The following is a 14,829-nucleotide window of genomic DNA, read 5'->3' as shown; positions in this document are numbered from 1 at the left end:
CCGCGCGATGACCCATGACGCTGCGACCACCTTGCCAGGGCAGCACCAGCTGGGGCAAACAGATCGTCTTGCCAATTGGAAGTATCATCATGACTAGATGTCGTCTGGCCGTCGCCGCTCTCGCCTGGTTCGCGGCCGCCACCGGCACGGCCCTGGCCGCCTCCGACTTCGATCCCACGCCGCTGCTGCCCGTTTCGATCGAGGATGCCGATCGCACCCGCCTGATGAATTTCGAGCAGACACGCCGCAGCGCCGTCGATGCGGTGCTCGGCTCCAACGCCCGCTACACGGCCGACGGCATAGCCCTGGAGGAGATCCTCGCCGGTGAGCCCAGGCCGATCGCCAATACGCGCGAACTCGTCGGTAGCTGGCGCTGCCGCAGCGCCCAGCTCGACGACGGTTCCAAGGCTAATGACGGCAAGGGCAGCGTCTACGCCTATCCCTATTTCAAATGCGCCATCAGCGAACGCGGCGGCAAGCTGTTCTTCGCCAAGGTGAACGGCTCCCAGCGGGTCAGCGGCTTTCTCTACCGCGTCAGCAACACCCGTTTCGTCTTCCTGGGTGGCAATGCCAATGGCGACGATCCGCCGGTCGCCTATGGCGCCTCCCCCAAATCCGACGCGGTGGCCTATCTGTTCAAGGCCAGCCCACGCAAACTGCGGCTGGAAATGCCGCAGACCTGCTGCAGCACGCTCGAGATCCTTGAACTGGTGCGCTGAGGCTGTTCTCGGGGGGTAGGCCTCCCGAGCTTTGATCGAAAAGTCGCGGGAACCTCGACCTTCTTTGTCATTGCCGGGCTTGGTCCCGGCAACCCAGGGCCGCAATCTCGGCTGGAGCTGCATCTGGATGCCCGGGACAAGCCCGGGCATGACAAAACCGCGCTTTTCTCTGCACTGATCGAGACGATTGGTCAGGTCCTCAGACCAAGCATCCGCCGGGACGAAGATGGCGGGTCTGAAGACCCGCCCCCCAATTCATCCCGCCTTCGTGAAAGCCGCCCGATCCAGTGTCAGGAGATCGCCGATGCGCTCGATGGTGACGTCAGGCTTGGGCTCGATGGTGCTCATGTCCGCCTCCAGGGCGTAGTGGCCCTGGCGCACGAAGATGGTGGTGAGCTTTTCGCCCATCACCGCCTTCATCTTGGCGAGCAGTCGCGGCTTGTCGTCGACCATGGCGTAATGCGCCGCCGGATAATGGCGCTGCACGGAGTCCAGCATCTGCTCCTTGTGCAGATAGATCATCACCCGCCCCTCCACCGCATCCCACAGGCCGGCGCGCTGCACCTTGCGCGGCTGGAACACGATGTCGCCGTCCGAGAGCACGGCCGGAGCGCTGAACGTCTTGAGATGGGCGATCGCCTCCAGGGCCTTCGGAAAGACGCGCTCGGCGAAGGGATATTCCAAGAGGAATTTCGACATCTGCAGCAGGCCGGGGTCGTCGTCCAGCCCGGCGCGGAAGAGCTGGAGCGCGGCGAGGTAATCGGCATAGCCATATTCGTCGCGGATCTTGCCGTAGATCGTCCAGTAGCGGGCCCGCTGGTCCGCTCCGAAGGCCTCCTCGATATGGTCGCCGAGGTCCTCGCCGAAGCGGTCATTGTCGAGCAGCGTGTTGTCGACGTCGAGAAGGACGACGAGCTTGCGGTCAGGGGACACGGCGAACTCCTATGATTTTACACGAGGCGGGGACAGGGCCCGGACAGCGCCGCGCTAACGCCCCATCCGGTTCCAGGCGTCGAGGCCGGCAATCTTGTAGGCCTCGGCGAGGGTGGGATAGTTGAAGGTGTTCTCGATGAAATAGTCGATCGTGCCTTTGAGATTGAGCACGGCCTGGCCGATATGGATCAGTTCGGTCGCGCCTTCGCCCAAGATATGCACGCCCAGCAGGCGCCGCGTCTTGGTCGAGAAGATCATCTTCATGATGCCGCTGTTCAGCCCCATGATATGGCCGCGCGAGGTCTCGCGCAGCCGGGCGATGCCGACTTCGTAGGGAATGCCCTTCTGGCGTACTTCCTCTTCCGTCAGCCCCGTCGTGGAGATCTCCGGCACCGAATAGATGCCATAGGGAAAATATTCGGGCGGCGGCGGCGGATCGAGGCCGAAGGCGTGGCAGGCAGCCACCCGTCCCTGCTCCATCGAGGTGGAGGCGAGGCTGGGAAAGCCGATGACGTCGCCGGCCGCATAGATGTGCGGCACCTCGGTCTGCAAGGTCGCCGGATTGACGCCGATGCGGCCGCGATGATCGGTCTTGAGGCCGGCCGCATCGAGGTTCAGCCTGTCCGTATTGCCGACGCGCCCGGCGGCGAACATCAGCATCTCCGAGGACACCTTGCGTCCGTCGCCCAGCTTGGTGACGACGCGGCTGTCCTCGCACTCGATCGAGACCACCGGCGAACCCAGGCGCAGCGAGACGTTGCGGTCCCGCAATTCATGCATGAACTCCTCGATCAGTTCCTTGTCGATGAAATCGAGGAAGCTCGAGCGCGGCTCGATCAGCGTGACGGCGACGTCGAGGGCACTGAAGATGGTGGCATATTCGACGCCGATCACCCCGGCCCCGATCACGGTGAGGCTGCGCGGCAGCCGGGGCAGCTCGATGATCTCGTCGCTGTCGAAGACATTGTCCGCATTGAACGGCACGTAGTCGGGGCGGAAGGGGCGCGTGCCGCAGGCGATCAGGATGTAGTTGGCCGTCACCGTGCTGCGCGTGCCGGTCTCCGTGGTGATCTCGATTTCGTGCGGCCCGAGAAAGCGCGCCTCGCCGCGGGCCGTGCGCACGGTATTGCGGCTGAACTGATGCTCCAGCACCTCGACCTCGTGGTCGAGCGTCTTCTGCAGACGCACCATCAGGTCGGTGGCGCCGATATCCTGCTTGACGCGATAGGCGCGGCCGTAGAAGCCGCGCTCGCGCCAGCCCGACAGGTTGAGCACCGTCTCGCGCAGCGTCTTGGAAGGAATAGTCCCGGTATGTACCGACACGCCGCCGACGCGCCGCCCCTTCTCCACCACCAGGACCGACTTGCCGAGCTTGGCCGATTGTACGGCGGCTCGCCGGCCGGACGGGCCCGAGCCGATGACGAGCATGTCATAATCATACATGGAGGGAAGTCTCTAGGCCGTTGGAACAAGGTGTCGAAAAGGCGAGAAATGCCCTGCAGCATCGTCATGCTGCATGACAGCATGAATGCACATAGGGCTGCCGCCTGCCAAGAGACAAGAAAAAATGCCATGGCGGCATCGAACATGCGGTAAGCAGGAAGCGATGGCTCGCCTTCTTCGCGGAGCGGGGAAGGCCGTCACGCCTTATCCTGCTAGGTTCCCCGAGAGCACCTCGTCGACCGACGTCGACCATGCAGGATCATCGTGCCTAGCCCAATAGGCTTCGAGCAGCGCCCTCGTGACCGGCCCCATGCGGCCCGCGCCGACGGCGGCGGCGTTGATCCGCGTCACCGGCATGATGCCGCCGGCGGTCGAAGTGACGAAGACCTCGTCGGCTGCCAGCGCCTCGGCCGCCGCCACGAGCCGCTCCTCCAGGGGAAAGCCGAGCTCGGCGGCGAGGGCGATGGCGGTCTGGCGCGTGACGCCGCGCAGCACGCCACGATCCGGCGTGGCGATCCGGCCCTGGCGCACGGTGAAGATGTTGAAGCCGGGACCTTCGGCAAGATTGCCCCCGGCGTCCGTCAGCACGGCACTCTGGGCGCCGCGGTCATAGGCGTCGTAGAGGCCCATGACGAAATCCAGCCAGTGATAGTTCTTGACGGTGGGATCGACCGAATCCGGCGGGATGCGGCGGATGTCGGACAGTACGATCGACAGCCCGGCCTCGCGCTGTTCCGGCCTGAGGATCCAGCCGAAGGGAATGGCAAAGCAGATCAGCTGGTGACGGGCATCGCGAAGATCGCGCGAGAAAGTCGGCGAGGCGCCGCGCGTCAGCACCATCTCGACATAGGCATCCTGGAACCCGGAACGGGCGACGCATTCGGCGAGGATCCGGGCCAATTCCCCGGGCGAGACGGGCAGGGTGAGGCGCAGCCTGTCGGCTGAGCGCAGGAAGCGCTCGATATGACTGTCGAGACGGAAGAAGCGGCCCTTCCAGACATGCACGACATCGTAGGTCGCATCCGAATGCAGGAAGCCCCAGTCGAGCACCGAGATCTTGGCTTCCGACATCGGCACGAAGGCGCCATCGATATAGGCTGTTCCGGCAGGGTAGTTCATGCGACCTCGCTCTTTCCCCAACGCCCCTAGATCGGAATCGGGCCTGTTGGATCTGCGCCCGGCCCTGGAAATAATTCAAGGCCGATGTCGCCCTCCGGCAGGCTCGTTCGTCGTTCCAATAGGAGGCCGAAGAAATTCGCCTCACGCAAGGTAGAGGATGCGATGACAATCACCATCACGGCCTTTGAACGCTCGCCCGACGGCGGCAAGGGACTGGCGCGCGACACCCGCGTCCGCTGGGCGCTCGAGGAAGTGGGCCAGCCCTATGAGGTTCGCCTGGTTTCCTTCGAAGACATGAAGGCGCCCGGCCATCTGGCCCTGCATCCCTTCGGCCAGATTCCCACCTATGAGGACGGTTCCCTGTCGCTGTTCGAGACCGGCTCGATCGTCTTTCACCTCGCCGAGAAGCATGCGGGCCTGCTGCCGGGGGTTCCCGATGCCCGCGCGCGGGCGATCACCTGGATGTTTGCCGCGCTCAACACCGTCGAGCCCCCGATCCTCGAACTGGTGACAGCCAGGATATTCGAAGCCGACAAGCCTTGGAGCGAGGAGCGCCTGCCGCTGGTCAAGGACCGCGTTCGCGCCCGGCTCGACCAGCTCTCGTCTCGCCTGGGCGATGCCGACTGGCTCGACGGTGCGTTCAGCGCGGGCGATCTCCTGATGGTATCCGTGCTGCTGCGCCTGAGGCCATCCGGTCTTTTGGACGAATATCGAAATCTGGCGGCCTATGTCGCTCGCGGCGAAGCCCGGCCCGCCTATATCCGGGCTTTCGCCGCGCAATTTGCGATCAACGCGCCCTCACCCAGTTAAACACGAGCCCACAAAGGCGAACCGGGAGTCAAAACGGCAATCTCGGTGTCCTAGCCGGAAGCTATTGACTGCAGGAAGATTTTTGACCCTTGTCATCATATGACCAACGATGACAGAACTCGGGAAGTCCTCGATCGCTACGCAGCAGGGGACAGGGACTTTCGAGATTTGGATCTCGATGACAAGGTCTATGATTTCAGCGGTTCTGACCTTCGCGGTGCGATTTTCGCTGGAAGCTTTATCCTAGCCAGCTTCAGGAACGCCGATCTTCGGGGCGCGGATTTCACCAATTGCAATGTGAAAACATGCGATTTCTCGGGAGCAAGACTTACCCGCGCAACTTTCTGCGGATCGGTGCTGGATGCGACTACTTTTCAAGGAGCCGACTTAAGTAACGCCAATTTCGAGCGAGCAAGTGCGCAAGGGTACGTGTTCGCAAAGGGGGAATTGCCAAAATAGCCCTCCCCACCGGTTGCGAAGCTTAGATTTATGAATTCACACCCCGGTTTGGCGCCAGGACATGGCCGCGAATGCGCCAGCCGAGCGTGAGCGGGGTTCCGGGCTCGATCGTGAGCGCCGTGCGCACGCCGGCAAGCGCGATGGGATTGTCCGAGGCGGCGATCACCGATCCGAAATCGAAGGCCGAGGCCACGGGCTCGACACCCACGCACAGATGCCGCCCATTCCAGGGCGGGAACTTGCGGCCGCGATTGCTCATCCATAGGAGGCAGGACGGCAGCTTCGCCGTGTCCCAGGAAAGATCCCAGGCGACGCGGTCGTGCTCGTCGACGAGATGCACGCCGCCTTCGATGCCGCAGAGCTGCAAGATGTCCTCGCGGTCATCGGCGAAGGGCAGCCTGTCGAAACGTTCGCTGCCGCCCGCCTTCACCACGACATCGGCAAGTGTCGTGAACCGGCGGTCCGGCTCGGCCCGCGCCGCCGGCTCCGCGACCGGATGGGTCAGGCCGAACCGATAGGGGCCGGGCTCGATGCGGAAGGATCCCGGCGCACCACGCAGGGCGAAGTTGGGATGAAAGCCGAAGGGCCTGACGCAGGAGCGCCGGGCCCGGATCTCGACGGAGACCTCCAGCCCCGCCTGGCCATCGATCGGCCGGATCGTGCGGGTGATGCGTTCGATGGGCGAGTCGCCGGGATAATCGAGGCTGAGGCTGATCGCATCCTGCGTGCGCGACACCAGCTTCCATTCGGACGCCGCGCTGTAGCCATGCAGCAGGCGGTCGCTCGGGACGAGCGGATGGGCGGCGTCCGGCAGCGAGGCATCCACCAGTCCCCGCCAGGCACCGACCAGGGGATCATCGCCGCCATAGAGCCGCCCGAAGGGCAGGCAGGGCCAATCGCCGCGCAGATTCTCCAGGCCCAGCTCGACTTTTTCGCCGGCCGTGATCCAGGGCGCCTCGTGGAAGGGCTCGACGAAGCGGCCATCCTCGAGGCGAAAGCGCACGCGGCCCAGAGCGGCGGCACCGGCATGCACCGTCACCTGGCCATGCGACCAGTCGAGCGACCAGGATTGCGGCATGTGAATGTCCCGAATGTCTGAACGAAGGTGGCTCGAGCCTTGTCATTGCCGGGCTCGACCCGGCAATCCAGTCTTGCGTTCGAAGCGGCGACGACCCGTGCACTGGATGCCCGGGTCAAGCCCGGGCATGATAAGGCCCGCTCCCTTCGCCGGCTCGGCTAGAACTTGAATTCCTCGACATTGGCGGGCGTGACGATCTTGGCGGGGCCGAGGACCACTTCGCCCTTTTCGCCCACCGTATAGTCGCCGAGCCGCCCGGCCTTGAACTTGTCGCCCGGCTTGCCCTCGATCTTGCACTGCGCCAGTTGCTGGGCGCCGTAATAGGTCAGGTAGCCGAGATCCTTGACGTTCCACCAGATGTCCTGGACGGAGCCGTTCTGGATATATTTCTTGATCAGGGTGGCCGGCGCCAGGCCCGTCAGCTTGACCTTGCCGAGGCTGCCCGCCTGTTCGAGGGCGCGCGCCGCGGCCGGCAGGCCGATGCCGGCGGGAATGATGATGCCCTTGAGGTTCGGGAAGGCCTGGGCGAGGGCCAGGGCCTGCTGCTGGTTGACCTGCTCGCTCTCCTGGCCATAGGCGATCTGCACCAGCTTCATCTTGGCGAATTTCGGCTCCTTCATCTTGTTCTTGATGAAGTCGATCCAGGCATTCTGGTTGGTCGCGGTCGGCGTCGAGGAGAGGATGGCGAAATCCCCCTCATAGCCGATCATCTGCCCCATGCTTTCCAGCATCATCTCGGCCAGGCTGTCGCCCTTGGCCTGGTTGAAGAAGAGCGAACGGGCGGCTTCCGAGACGTCGGAATCATAGGAGACGATCTTGACGCCCTGCTTGGCGGCGCGCTTGAGGGCGGGCGCCACGGCATTGGCGTCATTGCCGGAGATGGCGATGACGTCGACCTTCTGGGACACCAGATTGTTGATGAACTCGATCTGGGCTTCGGCGGTCGCCTGGGACGGCGCCTGCTGGATCACCTTGCCGCCGATCTCCTTCTGGGCCTCTTCCGCCCCGGTCCTGGCGACCTGGAAATAGGGGTCGGTGTCGAGCTTGGGCAGGAAGCCGACGGTAACCGGCTCCTTGGCGCATTTCTCGACCGCGAGGGCCGGGACCGCTGCGCCGAGCAGGATGGCCGTGGTCAGGATCAGGTGTGTTCTCATCGCTGTTCTCATGGGCTCGTCTCCTCCTTCACGCCTTTCTTCAGGGCGTTGTTGGTCTACGCTTTCAGTCAGGTCGTCCGTTCCGGCCCTTTCGGCAGGCCGGCTGTCTTGAACTTCGCCTGGAGGCCGCCATAGAGGCGCTGGGCCGTGGTGCTGAGCAGCAGCGAGAAGATCAGCAACAGCCCGATCACCGTACCCTGCGCATCGCCACCGATCTGGCTGAGGCCCAGTACGTTGCGCAGCGTGGCGATCAACACCAGCGCCAGGAAAACGCCGGTGAGCTTGCCCTTGCCGCCGAAGACGCTGACGCCGCCGAGCAGCGCGATGGTGATGACGTCGAGCTCGAGGCCGATGGCATTGTCGGCCCGCGCATTGGCGAGGCGGGCCGTGAACACGATGGAGGCGATGGCGCAGATGAAGCCGCTGAGCACGAACAGGCCGAGGCGGATGCGCGCCACCCGCACCCCGGCATAGAGCGCCGTATCGGGGCTGCCGCCGATCGCATAGATGCGTCGGCCGATGCCGCTCCTCTGCAGGAGAATGGCGAAGACCGGCGCCAGCACGAGGAAGGGCACGATCGTCCAGGGGATCGGCGTGTCGCCCAGCGTGTCGATGCCGAAATCGGTAAAGCTCTCGGGAAATTCGTTCACCGAGCCGGTGCCGAGCAGGATGTAGCCGATGCCGCGGAACATCGCCATGGTGCCAAGGGTCACCACCAGCGAGGGCAGGCCGAGATAGGTCACCAGCACGCCGTTGAAAGCGCCTGCCAGAATGCCCGTCACCAGAGCCAGCGCGATCGCCCCCTCCAGCGGCAGGCCCTCGCGGATCAGCAGGCCGAACACCACGCTGCTGAGAGCCAGGATGCTGGCGACGGAGAGGTCGATCTCGCGGGCGATGATCAGCAGCACCATCGGCAGCACGATCAGGGCCCGCTCGGATGCGCCTGCAATGGCCTGCGAGATGTTGAAGACCGTAGCGAAGTTCGGCACCGCGAAGACCGCATAGGCGAGCACCGCCACCGTCAGCAACGCCAGGAAATTCTCCCAGCTGGCGATCCTTTCGACGAGGCTGGTCTTCATCGCGCCCTCCGTCCCTGCTGGGTCCGCCGCCCGATCACGGTGTCGACACCGATGGCGAGCAGGATGACGAGGCCATAGACTCCTTGTAGCCAGAGGGGATCGACGCGCACCAGCGTCAGTCCGTTCTGGATCACCAGCAAGGTGAGCGCCCCCAGGGCGACGCCCAGCACCGTTCCGGCACCGCCCCTGATGGCGACGCCGCCGACCACCACGGAGGCGATCACGGTGAGCTCGAAGCCGAGCGCCACGCGGGCATCGATGGTGGCGTAGCGCGAGGCCCACAAGGCGCCGTCGAAACCGGCGAGCAGGCCCGCCAGCATGAAGGCGCCGAGCACGAGTGCCGTACGGCGGATGCCGATGAGGGCGGCTCCATCCGGATTGGAGCCGATGGCATAGAGCTCGCGGCCGAGCGGCCAGTGCTTGAGGATCGCGCCGATCGCAACCAGGCAGGCAAAAGCAATGAGGATCACGGCCGGAATGCCGGCGATACGGGCGCTGGTCATGTCGAGCCAGGCCTGCGGCACCTGGTCGGCGCTGATCTGGCGGCCGCCCGCCCACAGGCTGTTCAGCCCGCGGAAGACCGAGAGCGTGCCGAGCGTGACCACGATCGCCGGCACGCGGCCAAGGGTCACCACCAGCCCGTTGAGCGCGCCGCAGGCAAGCCCGATGGCGCAGGCCGCGGCAACGCCCAGAAGCACCGAGCTGTCGGGATAAGCGTGCATGAAGCTGGCGGCGCCATAGGCCGACAGGCCGATCACCGAGGCCACCGACAGATCGATGTTGCGGGTGAGCAGGACCAGCATCTGCGCCACGGCGACGATCATGAGGAGCGCCGCGTCCATGGCGATGGCCGTGAGATTCTCGGGGCTGACCATGCGCGGATTGAGGAACATCACCGGCAGGACCACGGCCGCCATGGCCCCGACCAGCCCGACCTCGCGCCGGCGCAGCAGTGCCTTGAGCCAGGTACCCTCGGGCTCATCGCGCCTTGCAGCTTCTTCCCGCCGCGCCTGCGGAACCTCGCTGGCCAAGGCGCCGCCGGCGTCCGTGGCCGCACGGATTACCTTTTCCTGGTCGACCTCCCCGCGCGAGAAGGTGCCGGTCATCCGGCCCTCGCGCAGCACGACGATGCGATCGCACATGCTCACCAGTTCCGGCAGTTCCGAGGAAATCAGGATGATCGCCAGGCCCTGCTGGGCGAGTTCCGCGATCATGGTATGGACTTCGGACTTGCTCTCCACGTCGATGCCCTGGGTCGGCTCGTCGAGGATGAGGAGCCGGGGGCGGGTGGCGAGCCATTTCGACAGCACCACCTTCTGCTGATTGCCGCCCGAGAGCGTCTTCACGGGCTGGTCGAAGCTGCGGAATTTCAGCTTCAGGCGGTTGAGATGCGGTTCGACCAGGGACAGTTCCTGCCGCCGCATCACCAGCCCGGCCATCGTCGCCTTCTCGATCACCGGCAGGGACGCATTGTCGAGGATGGGAAAATCCATCACCAGGCTCTGGCCGAGCCGGTCTTCCGAGACATAGGCGATGCCGGCGGCCATGGCGGCGGGTGGATCGGCAAAGGTGACTGCCTTGCCTGCCATCTCGATGCGGCCGGCCGTCGGCTGGTCGATGCCGAACAGCACGCGGGCAATCTCGGTGCGCCCGCTGCCCACCAGCCCGCCGAGCCCGAGGATCTCGCCGGCCCGGACCGTGAAGGAGACGTCCTCGAACGCCCCTTCGCGCGACAGGCCGGAGACGGCGAGCACTTCCTGGCCGGGCCTGGAGTTCCATTGCGGGTAGATGGCCTTGAGCGGCCGCCCGATCATCATCTGCACGGCCTGGTCGCGGTCGAGCTCGGCCGCCCGCTTCACGCCGATCAGATGGCCGTCGCGCAGCACGGCGATGCGATCGGCGATCCGGTAGATCTCCTCCATGCGATGGCCCACGAACATCATCGCCACCTGGCGGGCCTTGAGATCGGCGACCACGGCGAAGAGACGCTCGACCTCGCGCTGGGACAGGGCCGCGGTCGGCTCGTCCATGATCAGCACCTTGGCGTTGACCGACAAGGCGCGGGCGATCTCGACGAGTTGCTGCTCGGAGGTGCGCAGTTCCTTCAAGGGATCCTCGGGCAGGCATTGCAGCCCGACCACATCGAGCAGGGCGCGCGCCTCCTCGCGCATGCGTTCATAGTCGATGCGGGCCAGCGAGCGCCGCGGCATGTGGCCGACGAAAATGTTCTCGAACACCGTCAGGTCGCCGAACAGGCCGGGATGCTGATGCATCACCGCAATGCCGCGACGCTGGGCTTCGAGGGGGGACCAATGCTCCACCGGCTGGCCGCCGATGGTTACCGCCCCCTCGTCCGGCTTATAGACGCCGGCGAGCAGCTTGACGCAGGTGCTCTTGCCCGCGCCGTTCTCCCCCAGGAGCGCCAGCACCTCGCCCGGCAGGAGATCGAAACTGGCGTCGGAAAGGGCGATCGTTCCGCCGAAACGCTTGGAGGCCTTCACCAGCCCGGCAGCTGCGAGGGGAGTAGCGAGCGAGGCTCCGAAATCCTCATCGGCTAGCCCGTTCTTCATGACGCTGCCCACCGGCGACGACGCGACCGAGATACGCCCTCCATCATCGCCCCCCCTTTAATTATTAAAGCAAATGGATATATCCATACCCCAGGACTGTCAAGCCTGCGGCCCCTCGCCTACCTCGCGCCGATATAGGCCTTCAGGCTGGCGCGACCGACGCCCGGCGCCTTGGCCTTTACCAGCGTGGCGCTGTCCGGCGCGAACATGGCGTAGAGCGGCAGGATGGCCGCGCCGATCGCCGCCGCCCGCGGCCCCATGGTGCCCACCTCGATCTCGGGCGCGAACAGGCCTTCGGGCACGATCGCCTCGAAACGGTGCGACACCGCCTCGACCGTCCGCTGCAGGATGGCGGCCGGCAGGATGCCGTCGATGACGATGCCCGAGACATCGACCACGGCGATGGCGCCGACGATGGCCTGGGCGAGCGCGTCGGCGCAGTCTTCGATCCACTCCCCCAGGAAAGGCTCGGCTTGCTGGCCGATCTCCGCCAGTTCGTGCGCCCGCCGGATCGGCACGCCATTCTCGCGCAAATGGTTGGTCAGCACATGGATCGAGGCCCGGCGCAGCAGGATCTCGAAGGGCCCTTTCGGCGGGGGCACGCTCGACAGCAGCGAAGGCGTCACCGGATAGGGGCCGAAGGCGGCCGAATTGCCGTTCGGACCGGTCTCCAGATTGCCGTTGATGATCAGCCCCCCGCCGATGAAGGTGGAGATGAACAGATAGATGAAGTCGCGGACCTCGCGGCCCCGGCCATAGACCAGCTCGGCCGTCGCCGCGCCGGAGGCGTCGTTCTCGAAGAACAGCGGCAGGTCGATGCTGTCGCCCAGGGCCTTGGCAAAGTCGAAATCCTCCCAGGCCTGGGTGATCGAAGCCGGCATGCCCAGTTCCTTGGTCCAGCTGTCCATGAAATAGGGCATCGCCACCCCGACGCCGACGACCCGGCTGCGCAGATCGGGCGCCAGGCCGGCCCGGAAGGTGCGGACATAGGCAGCCGCCAGCTCCGCCACCACCCGCGGCTCGGGATATTCGTATTCGCTGGTCTCCATGCGCAGGGTCCGGCCGGTGAAATCGACCAGCACGGCATCGAAGGCCCGCCGGCCGACATGCAGGCCGATCGAGAAGGCACCATCGGGCGCCGGCGCATAGAGCGTGGAAGGCTGCCCCACCTGCCCGGCCCGCTTGCCTTCATGGCGGATAAGCCCAACCTCCTCGAGATGGTCGACGATGGTGGCCACGGCCTGGGGCGTGAGATTGGCCGAACGGGCGAGTTCGGCCTTGGAGGCCTGGCCGAGGCGCTGCAGGGCCTCGAGCACCACACGCTCATTATAGCGGCGCACCTGGACGGAGTTGCTGCCCTTGCGGCTCGCGGGCGCGTTCGGCTGGGACATGATCGCCATCGTGCTCCAAGGAATGAAAGATCTCGAGCCGGAAAGTTCCCAATTATTAAAGCATAGTGCTTAATTATCAAGCGAGAGATGAGATGATTGGAGGGAATGCTCCCTGGCATCGCAAGCGTCCTCGCCTGCTCTTGAAATTGCGAGCTTGGAGGAGAGAAAGATGCAGGCGAGCGCGCCTATAGGCGCTAACGTAAGAACGGGGCGAAAGGGACTCGCACTAGCCTTATCTTCAATCCAATCATCTCGCCCGACCCTTATGTCGGTGCCCATGGGCGAGGAGACCTGCGATCCCAGAAACCTATCGAGCCGCCGTCTGTGCGTAGGCGCTGCCGAAGCGATTGGCGAGGAAGGCCGACAGCGCGATGTCCTCCTGGCGGATGAAGCCCTTCTGCGGCAGTTCACCCTGGGCCAGCATGTCCAGCACGGCGCAGATGGCGGAGGCCGTCGTCACCTGGATGGCGCTGCGCAGCCGGGAGCCGACGCGGCGGTTGTAGATCTTGTTGGCATAGGTTTCCTGCACCAGATGGCCATGACGCTTGCCGCTGACGGTGACGAAGATCACCACCACGTCCTGAATCGTCGCCGGCAGGGCATTTTCGAGGATGTCCTTGAGCACGTCGCGGCGGTGCCTGAGATCGAGGTCGTTGAGCAGCGCCTTCATGATCGCCGCATGGCCGGGATAGCGGATGGTGCGGTAGTTCAGCGTGCGGACCCGCCCCAGATAGGTCTCGCACAGGCTGCCGAGCCCGCCCGAAGTGTTGAAGGCCTCGTAGGTGACCCCGTCGAGCGAGAACTCCTCACGCTCCTCCATCGCGGGCACCTCGACCCGGTGGCCGTCGACAATCGCCTCGCAAGGCTCGCAATATTCGTTGATGACGCCGTCGGTCGACCAGGTCAGGTTGTAGTTGAGCGCGTTGGAAGGATATTGCGGCAGAGCCCCGACGCGCATGCGGATGGAATCGAGGCTGTCGAACTGCTGGGCGAGATCGTTGGCGACGATCGAGATGAAACCCGGGGCGAGGCCGCATTGGGGAATGAAGGCGCTCTTGGCCGAGGCGGCGAGATCGCGCACCCGGCGCGTCGAGGCGACGTCCTCGGTCAAGTCGAGATAGTGGACATCGGCACGCGCCGCCGCCTCGGCGATACGGGTGGTGAGATGGAAAGGCGCGGCGCTGAGCACGGCATAGGCGCCCTCCAGGACGGTGCGCAGGGCCCGCTCGTCTTCGATGTCGAGTTCGCGCTGTTCCACAGCCGCCGACAGTTCGGCCCCCTCCAGTTGCTCGGCCGACCGGTCGATCACGGTGACGTCATAGTCCCCGCTGACCGCCAGGATATCGGCGATGCAGGCCCCGATCTTGCCTGCTCCCGCCACTACGACCCTGCGCATCATGGGCCTCCCCTGTCGCGATTCCTGTCCAAGATCTCGTCAAAGAGCCTACGCCTGCCACCCTTCCTTTCGAAGCCTGCATTTCGACGATATGCCGAACTTTCTTTGCACAATGCCGCGCGCTATATCGTCACTATGACGACACCCGCCGATGATGCCCTGATTGCCATCCTGCGCGAGAACGCCCGCGCCTCCACGGCCGAGATCGCCCGGCGTCTCGGCGTCTCCCGCACCACCGTGCAGAGCCGCCTCGCCCGCCTCGAACGTCGCGGCGTGATCGCCGGCTACACCATCCGGCTTTCCGAGGAGCATAGCCGCTCGCTGCTGCGCGCCCATGTGCTGCTCACCACCGTGCCGAAACTGATCCGTCAAGTTGAAGCGGGCCTGCGCGAAATTCCCGCCGTGCGCACGCTGCATTCGGTCAGCGGCAATTTCGACATGATCGCGGTGATCGAGGCCCGTTCGGTCGGCGAGCTCGACGAACTCGCCGATCGCATCGGTGCGCTGGAAGGCGTCGAGCGCACCTCGACCTCCCTCATCCTGTCGACGCGGATCGAGCGTTAGAGGATCGTGCCGATAAGGGCGGGCTTTCGGCAAAAGCGATGCGGGAACAATGGATTGCAGCATTGGCCCCGATTCCGGCATCGCGTCCGACGCCGGGGAACGCGTCCCGGGCAC

13 protein-coding genes are annotated in these 14,829 nt (G+C 65.0%); 4 read left to right on the top strand and 9 right to left on the bottom strand.

Features of this window, described 5'->3' with window-relative positions; genetic code table 11:
• Positions 1-89 precede the first annotated feature (89 nt).
• Complete coding sequence (locus tag J8I29_RS23400; RefSeq protein ID WP_209433488.1) at positions 90-719, top strand: DUF4893 domain-containing protein; 630 nt, start codon at positions 90-92, stop codon at positions 717-719.
• A gap of 255 nt (positions 720-974) precedes the next feature.
• Here J8I29_RS23400 and J8I29_RS23395 read toward each other — a convergent pair whose 3' ends face one another.
• The 3 genes from J8I29_RS23395 to J8I29_RS23385 all read right to left on the bottom strand — a co-directional run bounded on the left by J8I29_RS23395 (position 975) and on the right by J8I29_RS23385 (position 4,214).
• On the bottom strand, positions 975-1,652 hold the full coding sequence (locus tag J8I29_RS23395) for a hypothetical protein (protein ID WP_209433487.1): 678 nt from the start codon (positions 1,650-1,652) through the stop codon (positions 975-977).
• 54 nt (positions 1,653-1,706) lie between these two features.
• Positions 1,707-3,095 (bottom strand): Si-specific NAD(P)(+) transhydrogenase, encoded by a 1,389-nt coding sequence (gene sthA, locus J8I29_RS23390; RefSeq protein ID WP_105865386.1) that lies wholly within the window; start codon positions 3,093-3,095, stop codon positions 1,707-1,709.
• A 204-nt stretch (positions 3,096-3,299) separates the two neighbouring features.
• The gene (locus J8I29_RS23385) at positions 3,300-4,214 is read right to left on the bottom strand and encodes an aminotransferase class IV (RefSeq protein ID WP_105865387.1); all 915 of its coding nucleotides are present in this window, start codon (positions 4,212-4,214) and stop codon (positions 3,300-3,302) included.
• Between the two features lie 162 nt (positions 4,215-4,376).
• Here J8I29_RS23385 and J8I29_RS23380 point away from each other — a divergent pair, with 162 nt between their 5' ends.
• Together J8I29_RS23380 and J8I29_RS23375 are read left to right on the top strand one after the other, a co-directional pair.
• Positions 4,377-5,024: a glutathione S-transferase family protein gene (locus J8I29_RS23380; protein WP_105865451.1), complete on the top strand. Its 648-nt coding sequence runs from the start codon at positions 4,377-4,379 to the stop codon at positions 5,022-5,024.
• Positions 5,025-5,123: 99 nt separating this feature from the next.
• Positions 5,124-5,483, top strand: coding sequence for a pentapeptide repeat-containing protein (locus J8I29_RS23375; protein WP_209433486.1), 360 nt, complete (start codon positions 5,124-5,126; stop codon positions 5,481-5,483).
• Positions 5,484-5,511: 28 nt separating this feature from the next.
• Here J8I29_RS23375 and J8I29_RS23370 read toward each other — a convergent pair whose 3' ends face one another.
• The 6 genes from J8I29_RS23370 to J8I29_RS23345 form a co-directional block, all read right to left on the bottom strand.
• Positions 5,512-6,561, bottom strand: a complete 1,050-nt coding sequence (locus tag J8I29_RS23370; protein ID WP_209433485.1) for a hypothetical protein — start codon at positions 6,559-6,561, stop codon at positions 5,512-5,514.
• A 158-nt stretch (positions 6,562-6,719) separates the two neighbouring features.
• Complete coding sequence (locus tag J8I29_RS23365) at positions 6,720-7,715, bottom strand: rhamnose ABC transporter substrate-binding protein (RefSeq protein WP_245197283.1); 996 nt, start codon at positions 7,713-7,715, stop codon at positions 6,720-6,722.
• A 68-nt stretch (positions 7,716-7,783) separates the two neighbouring features.
• On the bottom strand, positions 7,784-8,794 hold the full coding sequence (locus J8I29_RS23360) for an ABC transporter permease (RefSeq protein ID WP_209433483.1): 1,011 nt from the start codon (positions 8,792-8,794) through the stop codon (positions 7,784-7,786).
• Complete coding sequence (locus J8I29_RS23355; RefSeq protein WP_209433482.1) at positions 8,791-11,364, bottom strand: ATP-binding cassette domain-containing protein; 2,574 nt, start codon at positions 11,362-11,364, stop codon at positions 8,791-8,793. The genes J8I29_RS23360 and J8I29_RS23355 overlap by 4 nt, the downstream gene beginning before the upstream one ends.
• Before the next feature lie 119 nt (positions 11,365-11,483).
• Positions 11,484-12,755 (bottom strand): ROK family transcriptional regulator, encoded by a 1,272-nt coding sequence (locus J8I29_RS23350; protein ID WP_209433481.1) that lies wholly within the window; start codon positions 12,753-12,755, stop codon positions 11,484-11,486.
• A 307-nt stretch (positions 12,756-13,062) separates the two neighbouring features.
• Positions 13,063-14,151, bottom strand: coding sequence for a saccharopine dehydrogenase family protein (locus tag J8I29_RS23345; RefSeq protein ID WP_209433514.1), 1,089 nt, complete (start codon positions 14,149-14,151; stop codon positions 13,063-13,065).
• Positions 14,152-14,286: 135 nt separating this feature from the next.
• Between J8I29_RS23345 and J8I29_RS23340 the strand changes: the two genes are divergently transcribed.
• Positions 14,287-14,715, top strand: coding sequence for an Lrp/AsnC family transcriptional regulator (locus J8I29_RS23340; RefSeq protein WP_105865391.1), 429 nt, complete (start codon positions 14,287-14,289; stop codon positions 14,713-14,715).
• Positions 14,716-14,829: the final 114 nt, after the last annotated feature.

Origin of the sequence: Labrys sp. LIt4 (genome assembly GCF_017813775.1) — a bacterium.
Classification (GTDB): Bacteria; Pseudomonadota; Alphaproteobacteria; order Rhizobiales; family Labraceae; genus Labrys; species Labrys okinawensis_A.
This window is presented reverse-complemented; position numbering and strand designations above follow the sequence as displayed.

Excerpts from the sequence above, each read along its gene's own strand:
- J8I29_RS23400 (WP_209433488.1), top strand. The coding sequence starts at position 90 with ATGACTAGATGTCGTCTGGCCGTCGCCGCTCTCGCCTGGTTCGCGGCC.
- sthA (WP_105865386.1), bottom strand. The coding sequence starts at position 3,095 with ATGTATGATTATGACATGCTCGTCATCGGCTCGGGCCCGTCCGGCCGG.
- J8I29_RS23385 (WP_105865387.1), bottom strand. The coding sequence starts at position 4,214 with ATGAACTACCCTGCCGGAACAGCCTATATCGATGGCGCCTTCGTGCCG.
- J8I29_RS23380 (WP_105865451.1), top strand. The coding sequence starts at position 4,377 with ATGACAATCACCATCACGGCCTTTGAACGCTCGCCCGACGGCGGCAAG.
- J8I29_RS23375 (WP_209433486.1), top strand. The coding sequence starts at position 5,124 with ATGACCAACGATGACAGAACTCGGGAAGTCCTCGATCGCTACGCAGCA.
- J8I29_RS23370 (WP_209433485.1), bottom strand. The coding sequence starts at position 6,561 with ATGCCGCAATCCTGGTCGCTCGACTGGTCGCATGGCCAGGTGACGGTG.
- J8I29_RS23365 (WP_245197283.1), bottom strand. The coding sequence starts at position 7,715 with ATGAGAACACACCTGATCCTGACCACGGCCATCCTGCTCGGCGCAGCG.
- J8I29_RS23360 (WP_209433483.1), bottom strand. The coding sequence starts at position 8,794 with ATGAAGACCAGCCTCGTCGAAAGGATCGCCAGCTGGGAGAATTTCCTG.
- J8I29_RS23355 (WP_209433482.1), bottom strand. The coding sequence starts at position 11,364 with ATGAAGAACGGGCTAGCCGATGAGGATTTCGGAGCCTCGCTCGCTACT.
- J8I29_RS23350 (WP_209433481.1), bottom strand. The coding sequence starts at position 12,755 with ATGTCCCAGCCGAACGCGCCCGCGAGCCGCAAGGGCAGCAACTCCGTC.
- J8I29_RS23345 (WP_209433514.1), bottom strand. The coding sequence starts at position 14,151 with ATGCGCAGGGTCGTAGTGGCGGGAGCAGGCAAGATCGGGGCCTGCATC.
- J8I29_RS23340 (WP_105865391.1), top strand. The coding sequence starts at position 14,287 with ATGACGACACCCGCCGATGATGCCCTGATTGCCATCCTGCGCGAGAAC.